The organism is Moorena sp. SIO2C4 (assembly GCF_010672485.1).
Classification (GTDB): domain Bacteria; phylum Cyanobacteriota; class Cyanobacteriia; order Cyanobacteriales; family Coleofasciculaceae; genus Moorena; species Moorena producens.
The window spans coordinates 1-8,852 of the sequence record NZ_JAAHGN010000203.1; the positions used below are offsets into that span (position 1 = coordinate 1).

General features: G+C 43.2%; 5 protein-coding genes. 4 read left to right on the plus strand and 1 reads right to left on the minus strand.

What is annotated here, in order from left to right:
• Positions 1–70: 70 nt before the first annotated feature.
• Positions 71–283, minus strand: a complete 213-nt coding sequence (locus F6K20_RS13175; RefSeq protein WP_287252323.1) for a hypothetical protein — start codon at positions 281–283, stop codon at positions 71–73.
• A 607-nt stretch (positions 284–890) separates the two neighbouring features.
• On the opposite strand from F6K20_RS13175, the gene F6K20_RS13180 reads away from it, so the two are divergent.
• From F6K20_RS13180 to F6K20_RS13195, 4 genes are all read left to right on the plus strand, one after another.
• Positions 891–1,052 (plus strand): hypothetical protein, encoded by a 162-nt coding sequence (locus tag F6K20_RS13180; RefSeq protein ID WP_287294941.1) that lies wholly within the window; start codon positions 891–893, stop codon positions 1,050–1,052.
• A gap of 210 nt (positions 1,053–1,262) precedes the next feature.
• The gene (gene bicA / locus F6K20_RS13185; RefSeq protein WP_287294943.1) at positions 1,263–2,954 is read left to right on the plus strand and encodes a bicarbonate transporter BicA; all 1,692 of its coding nucleotides are present in this window, start codon (positions 1,263–1,265) and stop codon (positions 2,952–2,954) included.
• Positions 2,955–3,719: 765 nt separating this feature from the next.
• Positions 3,720–5,099, plus strand: a complete 1,380-nt coding sequence (locus tag F6K20_RS13190) for an AAA-like domain-containing protein (protein ID WP_502708833.1) — start codon at positions 3,720–3,722, stop codon at positions 5,097–5,099.
• A gap of 63 nt (positions 5,100–5,162) precedes the next feature.
• Complete coding sequence (locus F6K20_RS13195; protein WP_008182660.1) at positions 5,163–8,711, plus strand: WD40 domain-containing protein; 3,549 nt, start codon at positions 5,163–5,165, stop codon at positions 8,709–8,711.
• Positions 8,712–8,852 lie beyond the last annotated feature (141 nt).

Genomic DNA, 8,852 nt, shown 5'->3' on the forward strand with positions numbered 1-8,852 from the left:
TTTTGATTCGATACTTTTACGTGGATTAAGATAGGAGTTTGCCAGGGTTGCCCCCTGGCAAATTCCTATCTTAATCTACGTAAAAATATCGAATCAAAAAGGTCATAACCTCACCAGGATTTCCCGTAGGCTCCGGAGTGCTCCACTCGTCCGGCTCCGCATACTTAAGGGAATAAATGGCATTAATTGTATTCCGAACCTTTTCAGGAGAACCGATCAAAAAGAGCTTGGCTTTCTTGGGTAAGGCACCTTGGTTGTCGGAAGGAGGAAAATTGTTACTCATCTGAAATTATCTCTTGAGTTTGTTGACACTATTAATTTATCAATAAATCAATATATTGTCAAGGGATTTTAGAAATTTTTTTTTATTAGGAAATCGGGAATCGGGAATCGGGAATCGGGAATCGGGAATAGTAATAAAATTACTCGTAGGGTGGGCAGTGTTTCAGAGCGATAATATTAGCTTATAATCGGTATTTTAAGCACTGCCCACCGACATCAAATCAACTATATTACTCGTAGGGTGGGCAGTGGTTTAGACGGATAAATCAGTTTTTAATCGGTTTTCAACACTGCCCACCTATATTAATCGTAGGGTGGGCAGTGGTTTAGACGGATAAATCAGTTTTTAATCGGTTTTCAACACTGCCCACCGACATCAAATCAACTATAAAATAGAATTTATTTGTCTAGATTTTTAATAAAATTACTGGTCTGGTGGGCAGTGCCTAATACCAATTCAAAACCTCACAATCCTGTTGGTATCCACTGCCCACCCTACATCTACATATACTGATCTGGTGGGCAGTGCCTAATACCAATTCAAAACCTCACAATCCTGTTGGTAAGCACTGCCCACCCTACATCTACATATACTGATCTGGTGGGCAGTGCTTCAGACCAATGCAAAACCTGACAATGCTTTTGGTAAGCACTGCCCACCCTACATCTCTCCCCATCTCCCCATCTCCCCCATCTCCCCATCTCCCTATCTCCCCATCTCCCTATCTCCCCATCTCCCTATCTCCCCTGGCCATAAAGCAAATCGATAATTGCCATGAGTTTTTCTTAAGTTAAGGTACTTATTAATAAATTATTAATATTAAGTTAACGGCTTATGTTTCTGGGGCTTGTGCCTTTACCATAGAGTAAAGTAAATGATTTTAGTAAAATACTTCAATAAATATAATGGATGTATTTGCAGTACAGTAAAAAGTAATTACCTACATGTAATGTAACAATTACCTACATCTAATTTAACTGTGCAACTAACTAACCAAATTCACTTTCGTAACATTAGGGGGGATATTTTTGGTGGACTAACCGCCGCCGTTATCGCCCTCCCCATGGCTCTTACCTTCGGTGTCGCCTCCGGTGCTGGAGCAGAAGCTGGTTTGTGGGGTGCTGTATTAATTGGCTTTTTTGCTGCGGTATTTGGAGGTACTCCCACCCTAATTTCTGAACCCACTGGCCCCATGACAGTGGTGATGACAGCGGTAATTGCTAACCTTACGGCTGCTAATCCAGAAAACGGCATGGCTATGGCTTTTACCGTGGTCATGTTAGCCGGAATTTTTCAAATTCTGTTTGGTTTTCTGCGCCTAGGCAAATACATTACTTTGATGCCCTACACCGTCATTTCCGGTTTTATGTCGGGTATTGGAATCATACTAATTATTTTGCAAACGGCTCCTTTTTTGGGTCAAGGTAGCCCTAAGGGTGGCGTCATTGGCACAGTTACTAGTTTGCCCACACTGATAGCAAACATCAACCCGGTTGAAACTGTTTTAGCTGTTTTGACCGTAGCAATTATTGTTTTAATGCCCCGCAAATGGAAACGCATCTTACCACCCCAGTTGCTAGCATTAATTCTGGGAACAGTTTTGTCTTTGGTATTTTTCTCTGGGGTAGATATTCGCCGTATTGGGGAAATTGCTGTTGGTTTGCCTAGTTTGCGTCTACCGGTGTTTAGCACTGAACAGTTACAGTTAATGGTGGTTGATGCTTTGGTGCTAGCTACATTGGGCTGCATTGATGCATTACTAACCTCCCTGGTTGCTGATAGTTTAACCCGTACCGAACATGATTCTAACAAAGAGTTAATGGGCCAGGGTTTAGGTAATTTAGTATCCGGTTTATTTGGCGGTATTCCTGGAGCTGGCGCAACCATGGGAACTGTGGTTAATATCCAATCCGGGGGTAGGAGTGCCCTTTCTGGAATCGCCCGTGCTTTAGCATTACTAGTAGTTGTGCTTTGGGCCGCCCCCCTCACCAAAACGATTCCCCTTGCTGTTTTGGCTGGTATCGCCCTCAAGGTAGGTATTGATATTATTGACTGGGGTTTCCTCAAGCGTGCCCATAAAATTTCTTGGAAAGCATCCCTGATTATGTACGGGGTGATTTTACTGACTGTTTTTGTTGACTTGATTGTGGCGGTGGGAGTAGGAGTATTTATTGCCAATATCCTCACCATTGAGCGTCTTAGTGCTCATAGAGCAGACAGTGTTAAGGCGATTACCTATGACGATGAGGAAATTCAGCTTTCCCAGGAGGAAAAAGTACTATTGGATCAAGGTGACGGTCGTATTGTACTCTTTCATCTCAGTGGACCGATGATTTTTGGGGTTGCAAAAGCAATTTCCCGTCAACACAATGCCATTGAAGGTTTTGATGTGCTGATTCTGGATTTCAGTGATGTACCTATTTTAGGTGTTACCGCTTCCCTAGCTTTGGAAAATGCCATTCAAGAAGCCTTAGATAAAGGTCGTGAAGTGTTTATTGTAGGCGCAACAGGCAAAACCAGAAAGCGGTTACAAAACTTGGATATCTGGCAGCAGATTCCACCCCAAAACCTAGAAGTTAGTCGTTTAGAAGCACTGCGGTTGTCTCGTACCATGGTGAATAACTATCAAAATTATGCACCAAGTCAGGCACAAGCTAATTTTGAGTTCTAAGCTGATATATAAGTTTTATTTAAGAGCCGTAGGGTGGGCAGTGCCTAATACCAATTTAAAAGCTGACAATCCTTTTGGTACGCACTGCCCACCCTACATCTACTTCTAGATTTTTAATAAGCCTCCCAGATCCGCTGTTCCCTTTGCTATATAGCATAGAAGCGTTGAATGTTTAAAACGTTCAACGCTTCTGACTTTTTGATACCTTTTGATAGTTGTTGAGTTAAAAAAAATTAAATTAATTTAAACTAACTTAAAATCTCGACGTCTTGCATAAATAGCCAACAACAGGGTGATAAGTACTATAACTACATCGCAAAAACGTAAGCATTCAGCCATCAGCTATCAGCCGTAGGGTGGGCAGTGGATCAGACCAATTGAAAAGCTGACAATCGTTTTGCTAGCCACTGCCCACCCTACCTCTATCAGTGAGCCGTAGTGAGCCGTAGGGTGGGCAGTGGATCAGACCAATTGAAAAGCTGACAATCGTTTTGCTAGCCACTGCCCACCCTACCTCTATCAGTGAGCCGTAGTGAGCCGTAGGGTGGGCAGTGGATCAGACCAATTGAAAAGCTGACAATCGTTTTGCTAAGCACTGCCCACCCTACCTCAACTTTTGCTTCTTGCCTTGCCCGTAGCGCTATATCAGTTTCTCCAAAAATCTGGAATGCTGGGGCTGTAGTTGGTAGCTAAGTATACATCTACAAAATTGTTAGTTACATGATTGCTCAAGCATTTGATGAGTTTTACCCCTCCCATCCAGTTATGAGTGTAGTCTCTGGAGTAGACTCAGAATCAGAGTTAGCTTGGATACAAGCAAAAGAGTCTGCTGATCAAGTTGTCTTCAAAAATACAGGCAAACATCTCAGTGACATTGAAACCACAGTACTTCAGGGTTCCTGGGAAGGGAAAACCTATGATCAGATCGCCAATATGTATGGCTACAGTGCTGAGTATCTTAACAAAGATATCGGCAACAAATTATGGAATAAGCTCTCAGAAGCATTAGGAGAAAGGGTTACCAAAAAGAGTTTCAAACAAGCACTGAAAAGAGCATGGAAAAAGTGTCAAGGTAGATCACTTAGCACCAATGGAGAGCAGCAACCATCTGAGCCCCTAACAACGCTACCATTTCCGTCGGGTTGGGTGGCGCTGGATTCACCTTTTTATGTGGACCGAGACAGCATCGAATCTCTCTGTTACGATACAGTTATTATGCCTGGTTCCCTGATTCGGATGAAAGCACCGAAGCTAATGGGAAAAACCTCCTTAATGATGAGGATTCTAGCTCATGCTCAATCCCAGGATTGTCAAACGGTGTATTTAGATTTGAGCAGTGTAGACCGAGCAATTTTAACGGATTTAGATAAGTTTCTACGCTGGCTCTGTTTGAAGGTTGGTCGGCAGTTAAAGTTAGACAATCAATTAAATGATTATTGGGATACAGAGATTTTGGGTAGTAATGATAACTGCACAGTCTATTTTGAAGAGTATTTACTGGCAGAAATAGATTGTCCCCTAGTCTTAGCATTGGATGAAGTAGATCGAGTTTTTCCCTACCCCGAAGTGATAGAAGACTTTTTAGGGATGCTGCGCAGCTGGCATGAGAAAGCCAAGATTTCAGATATCTGGAAGCAACTGCGGCTAGTGATAGCACATTCTACAGAAGTTTATATTCCCTTAGACTTAAATCAATCTCCCTTTAACGCCGGAATTCCAGTGGAGTTGCGAGAGTTTGACCAACAGCAGGTAAAAAATTTGGCTCAGCTCCATGGACTAAATTGGAATGATACCCAGATAGAAAAATTAATGACAATGGGATCTGGTCATCCCTATCTGGTACGGTTGGCGATGTATGAAATTGGCTCTGGCAAGGTAACATTCCAGCAGTTGTGGCAAGATGCACCCACAGAAGCAGGTATTTATAGCAACCATTTGCGGCGACATTTAGAAACACTGCAACAATCACCAGAGTTGCTTCAGGCCCTCAAGAAAGTTGTCACCTCATCTGAGCCAGTGGAACTCAATCCGATCGAGATTTACAAACTACACAGTATGGGCTTGGTAGAGCGACAGGGTAACTATGTTGTGCCTCGCTGCAATTTGTACCGGGAATATTTCTACCAAGTTCTAGCTTTTAGGTAAGCATCTGCGCTACGCGCACGCTGCGCGAACAGCTGTCAGCTATCAGCTAATGAAACAGCAAACATGACAGAAGCAAAATCAAACTCTAACTATCAAGTTGGTGGCAGTCTCCCAGTTAATGCCACCAGCTACGTAACGCGACAAGCCGACGAAGACTTTTACCAAAGCTTGAAAGCGGGTCAGTTTTGTTATGTACTCAACTCGCGACAGATGGGTAAATCCAGCTTGCGGGTGCGGACAATGAAAAGGCTGCAAGCAGAAGGAATCCTCTGTGGTTTTATTGACCTGACCGGGATTGGCAAAGAGGATGTAACCCCAGAAAAGTGGTATGCTGGGATTGTCAATTCTATCGTGAGTAGTTGCCAGCTCAGCAAACAATTTAAATGGCGCAGCTGGTGGCGGGAGCAGCGGGATTTGCTTTCCCCTGTGCAACGGTTGAATCTATTCATTGAGGAAGTGCTGCTGGTTCTGGTTGAGCACAAAATTGTCATTTTCGTCGATGAAATTGACCGAGTTCTGAGCCAGAATTTTTCCGTAGATGATTTTTTTGCTCTGATTCGATTCTTCTACAATCAACGAGTAGATAATCTCGCCTACCAACGGCTCACATTTGCCCTGTTAGGGGTGGCAACTCCTAGTGATTTAATTACTGATAAAACTCAAACCCCCTTTAATATTGGTAAGGCGATTGAACTGCGTGGATTTGAACTCCCCGAAACACAGCCATTAGCTCAAGGATTAGAGGGTAAGGTAGATAATCCCCAAGCAGTGGTTCAGGAACTATTGAACTGGACAGGAGGGCAACCATTTCTGACCCAAAAGTTATGTCAGCTGGTGGCTCAAAGTACCAACAGTAGGAGTATTCTCAGTTCCCAATCCATTGAGCAGATCGTTCAAAGGCGCATCATTGAAAATTGGGAAGCCCAGGACGAACCAGAGCATTTGCGAACTATACGCGATCGCATTCTCCGTAACCAGCAGCGTGTTGGTCAGCTTTTGGGAGTATATCAGCAAATTTTACAGCAAGGAGAAATTGTTGCTGATGGCAGTTCCGAGCAAACCGAGTTGCGACTGTCGGGGTTAGTGGTTCAGCAGCAGGGACAATTAAAAGGTTACAACCGTATTTATCAGCATATTTTTAATAGAGAGTGGGTTGAGAAACAATTAGAGAAACTGCGCCCCTACTCTGAAGACTTCAAGGCTTGGGTGAAGTCTGATTATCAGGATGAATCCCGCTTACTGCAAGGTCAAGCCCTGCAAGATGCCCTAGGCTGGGCAGAACGCCAAAATTTGAGTCCCCTTGATTATCGTTTCCTCGCTGCTTCTCAGGATTTCGAGAAACGAGAAGTAGAAGCTAGTTTAGCGGTTAAAGCAGAAGAAAGTCGCATCTTAGCTAAAGCCAATGATACTTTAACGTTAGCCCAAAAGAAAGCCAAGAAAACAATAGGTATTGGGGGAGCAATTTTAGCAATTTCTTTAGTAGCAGCAGGAATTGCCGGATTACAATTGGGGAAAGCAAGACGCGATCGCTTAGAAGCACAAGTGTTACTAACCAGTGCCAAAGCCCAAATTTCCCTAGTATCAAGCCCTCTAGATGGGCTAATTGAAGCGATCAAAGCAGGACAACAATTAAAAGAGTTACAACAATTCCATAAATTAGCTCCAGTTACTAAACCAGCACAAGCACAGGTTATAGATACCTTGCGACAAGCAATCACAAAGGTAAAAGCATATAATCGCTGGGAAGCCCATAATGGTCCAATTTCCATGGTCAGTTGGAGTCCCGATGGTCAACTACTGGTTTCTGGAGGGGGAGATACACTGGTCAAACTTTGGAATTCCCAAGGTCAATTAATGCATACTCTTAGGGGTCATAGCGAACAGATCGTCAATGTCCAGTTTAGCCCCGATGGAAAATTAGTTGCTTCTGGCAGTAAAGACGGTACGGTCAAATTATGGAACGTAGCAACGGGAAGCTTAGCTAAAACCATCCTTGCCCACAATAACACCTGGGTTAGGGGTCTTAGTTTTAGTCCCGATAGTAAACTGCTTGCTTCCTCTGATTCTAGGGGTTGGGTTAAGTTTTGGGATGTAGAAACAAAAGCCCTAGTAACCAGTATTCGGGCTCATAATTCCTGGGTTACCTCGGTGAAATTTAGTCCTGATGGAACCATACTAGCTTCCACGAATTCAGATAACACCATTAAGCTTTGGAATGTAGAAGATGGTAGCTTAATTAGAACCCTAACAGGTCATCAGTCTGGTGTCAGAAACGTTGATTTTAATGCGGATGGTAAAACCCTTGCCTCTAGCAGTGAGGACACTACGATCAAACTCTGGAATCTAGAAGATGGCACAGAAATCACTACTCTTAAGGGACACAAAGGAACAACTTGGGGAGTAAATTTCAGTCGAGATGGTAAGCTGCTAGTCTCTTGTGCTGATGATGGTACAATCAAACTTTGGAATCTGGAAAACTTGGAGGCAGAACCCCAAACGTTTGTTGGTCCACAAGGTCGTGTTACCACCGTAAGTTTCCACCCTAATAATCAAAAAATACTTGTTTCTGGTAGCTACCCTAGTACAATCACTCTCTGGAATATAGATGGCCTTGAACCCAAACGTTTTGGTTTTGGTAGCACCAAAGTATGGGGAGTAACTATTAGTCCTGATAATCAATTACTAGCTTCGGGTCACGATGACCATAGGATAAAACTGTGGAACACCTCAGATGGCAGTTTAAACAAAACCCTAACAGGTCATACCGACGATGTCTGGCGAGTTAAATTCAGTGCCGATGGTAAGCTTCTTGCTTCTGCCAGTTTAGACAATACGGTAAAGCTTTGGGATGTTGACAATGGTAAAGAAATATACACGTTGACTGGTCATACTAGTAATGTCAGAAGTATTACCTTTCGCTCCGATGGTAGGATTTTAGCTTCCGGTAGTGACGACAGAACCATCAAACTCTGGCGCGTGCAAGATGGGGAATTATTGCGAACGTTTAAAGGTCATCTTCATTCCATTCGGGATTTGAGTTTCACCCCCGATGGTCAAAATATTGCCACTGCTAGTTTTGATGGTCGCATCCTATTTTGGCAAGTAGAAGATGGTAGGATGGTCAAAGTTTTTGATAATATTGACAGTTGGTTAGCCACTATCAGTATTAGTCCCAATGGCAAATTGTTAGCTTCTGGGGGTGGCTATAGGGGAATTAAGCTGTGGAATAACTCAGATGGTACTATCGTTAAGGAACTTCCCGGTCATGGCATTTGGATCAGAAGTTTGCGTTTCAGCCCCAATGGCAAATTGCTGGCTTCTGGTAGTTTTGACCGCACAGTAAAACTTTGGCGTGTGGAAGATGGTTCTTTATTGAGAATTCTAGAAGGTCATCTTGGTCGGGTAGAGGATGTTAGTTTTAGCGCAGATGGAAAACTCCTGGCTTCTGCTAGTAGGGATGGCACAGTCAAGCTTTGGAACCTAGATTTAGAATTAGATGATTTGATGCAACTAGGTTGTGAGTGGCTGGGGGATTATCTGGCGATTCATCCCGAACAAGAGGAAATACGCGAGATTTGCAACCATCCTAGGCAGGGAGATAGGGATAGCTAAATTGATGTCCCGAGACCTGATTTAAGCTGACTTTTTACTATAAATTATTATCCGCAAGATTTTTATCAGGTGTTGAAATACCTGATTTTTTCCTATGGTCAATAGTTTGAGGGCAACGCCATACTGAATGAGTAAGTAATT

Coding starts and splice junctions, on each gene's coding strand:
- F6K20_RS13190 (WP_502708833.1), top strand. CDS start 3,720: ATGAGTGTAGTCTCTGGAGTAGACTCAGAATCAGAGTTAGCTTGGATA.
- F6K20_RS13175 (WP_287252323.1), bottom strand. CDS start 283: ATGAGTAACAATTTTCCTCCTTCCGACAACCAAGGTGCCTTACCCAAG.
- F6K20_RS13195 (WP_008182660.1), top strand. CDS start 5,163: ATGACAGAAGCAAAATCAAACTCTAACTATCAAGTTGGTGGCAGTCTC.